Below are 2523 nucleotides of genomic sequence, written 5' to 3'. Positions count from 1 at the left end.
GCGCCGGAGCGGGCGCGGCAGGAGCCGGGGCGGCCGCCGGAGCGGCACCCGGGGCGCCGATGACGGCGAGCTTGGCGCCGACCTCGGCGGTCTCGTCCTCGCCGACCACGATCTCCAGCAGGACACCGGCGACCGGCGCCGGGATCTCGGTGTCGACCTTGTCGGTGGAGACCTCGAGCAGGGGCTCGTCCTCCGCGACCTCCTCGCCGACCGACTTCAGCCAGCGGGTGACGGTGCCCTCGGTGACGGACTCACCGAGCGCGGGCAGGACGACGTCCGTGCCCGAGGCGCCGCCGGCCGGGGCGGCCGGGGCGGCGGCGGGGGCCGGGGCGGGAGCGGCGGGGGCCTCGGCCACCGGGGCCGGGGCAGCGGCCGGAGCCGGGGTCGGCTCGGCGGCGGGGGCCGGGGCGGCCGGGGCGGGCGCGCCGGTGCCGTCGTCGATGATCGCCAGCTCGGCGCCCACCTCGACGGTCTCGTCCTCGGCGACCTTGATCGAGGCCAGCACACCGGAGGCGGGGGCCGGGATCTCGGTGTCGACCTTGTCGGTCGAGACCTCGAGCAGCGGCTCGTCGGCCTCGACGCGTTCACCCTCGGCCTTCAGCCAGCGGGTGACGGTGCCCTCGGTGACGCTCTCGCCGAGCGCCGGAAGGGTTACGGAAACCGCCATGGTTTCGGTTGCTCCTTACGAATTGCGGAAGTCTGAGTCGTCGCGTGTGTCGACCGAGGGTCAGTCGTGCGAGTGCAGCGGCTTGCCGGCCAGGGCCAGGTGGGCCTCGCCCATCGCCTCGTTCTGCGTCGGGTGGGCGTGGATGAGCTGGGCGACCTCGGCGGGCAGCGCTTCCCAGTTGTAGATCAGCTGGGCCTCGCCGACCTGCTCGCCCATGCGGTCGCCGACCATGTGGACGCCGACCACGGCACCGTCCTTCACCTGGACGAGCTTGATCTCGCCCGCGGTGTTGAGGATCTTGCTCTTGCCGTTGCCCGCCAGGTTGTACTTCAGGGCGACGACCTTGTCCGCACCGTAGATCTCCTTGGCCTTGGCCTCGGTGATCCCCACGGAGGCGACCTCGGGGTGGCAGTACGTCACCCGGGGGACACCGTCGTAATCGATCGGAACGGTCTTCAGACCGGCCAGACGCTCCGCCACCAGGATGCCCTCGGCGAAGCCGACGTGCGCGAGCTGGAGCGTCGGGACCAGGTCACCGACGGCGGAGATGGTCGGGACGTTGGTCCGCATGTACTCGTCGACCAGGACGTAACCGCGGTCCATGGCGACACCCTGCTCCTCGTAACCGAGGCCGGCCGAGACCGGGCCGCGGCCGACGGCGACGAGCAGGACCTCGGCCTCGAACTCCTTGCCGTCGGCGAGGGTGACCTTGACGCCGTCGGCGGTGTACTCGGCCTTCGAGAAGAAGGTGCCCAGGTTGAACTTGATGCCGCGCTTGCGGAAGGCGCGCTCAAGAAGCTTGGAGGAGTTCTCGTCCTCGACCGGGACGAGGTGCTTGAGGCCCTCGATGACGGTGACATCGGCACCGAAGGACTTCCAGGCGGAGGCGAACTCGACGCCGATGACCCCGCCGCCCAGGATGATCGCGGACTTGGGCACGCGGTCCAGGACGAGGGCGTGGTCGGAGGAGATGATGCGGTTGCCGTCGATCTCCAGGCCGGGCAGCGACTTCGGCACGGAGCCGGTCGCGAGCAGCACGTGCCGGCCCTGGATGCGCTGGCCGTTCACGTCGACGGAGGTCGGGGAGGAGAGGCGCCCCGTGCCCTCGATGTACGTCACCTTGCGGGAGGCGATCAGACCCTGCAGGCCCTTGTACAGGCCGGCGATCACGCCGTCCTTGTACTTGTGCACGGCCGGCACGTCGATGCCCTCGAAGGTGGCCTTGACGCCGAACTGCTCGCTCTCGCGGGCCTGGTCGGCGATCTCGCCCGCGTGCAGCAGGGCCTTGGTGGGGATGCAACCCCGGTGCAGGCAGGTACCGCCGACCTTGTCCTTCTCGATCAGGGCGACGTCCAGGCCCAGCTGCGCCCCGCGCAGGGCCGCGGCGTAACCGCCACTACCACCGCCGAGGATCACTAGGTCGAAAACGGTGCTGGCGTCGTTCGCCACGTCACGTCCTCCATGCATGTGCGCCGTACGCCGGGCACCTTTTTCCCATACGGGTGGTTGACCGGTCGGTCGGCTGGTGTCCGGCCGCTCTTCTTCGGCCCTGTGGTGGGGGCCCTGTCCTGCCGAGCCCCATCTTCGCACTTGTCGGAGGTGAACGAGACGCCGGGCTGGGGTGTGAGACGCCACACGCTCACTTGATAACGCCCCGAGGTATCAGCGCCCCGCCAGGGGCGCGGGGAACTGCACGATCAACCACGAACCGCCCGCAGTCGCCACATGACCGAAAGCCCCCAGTCAATGGGCGAGGGGGCCCCCCCCGCCCCCCCCGCGGGGGGCCGGCGGGGGGAAACAGCCCCGTGACCCACGGGCCGGCGGGCGGCGAACCCCGCCCCCGGGCGCCCCCCCCC

At 71.2% G+C, this 2523-nt stretch carries 2 protein-coding genes; both read right to left on the bottom strand.

The window, feature by feature from the left end; translation table 11 throughout:
- The coding region (locus tag ACWGJB_RS13245; protein WP_453380271.1) for a biotin/lipoyl-containing protein at window positions 1-667 on the bottom strand (667 nt) is incomplete at its 3' end.
- Between the two features lie 60 nt (window positions 668-727).
- Window positions 728-2116 (bottom strand): dihydrolipoyl dehydrogenase, encoded by a 1389-nt coding sequence (gene lpdA, locus ACWGJB_RS13240; RefSeq protein WP_350790338.1) that lies wholly within the window; start codon window positions 2114-2116, stop codon window positions 728-730.
- Window positions 2117-2523: the final 407 nt, after the last annotated feature.

It is taken from the genome of Streptomyces sp. NPDC054813 (genome assembly GCF_053611365.1).
This window is presented reverse-complemented; position numbering and strand designations above follow the sequence as displayed.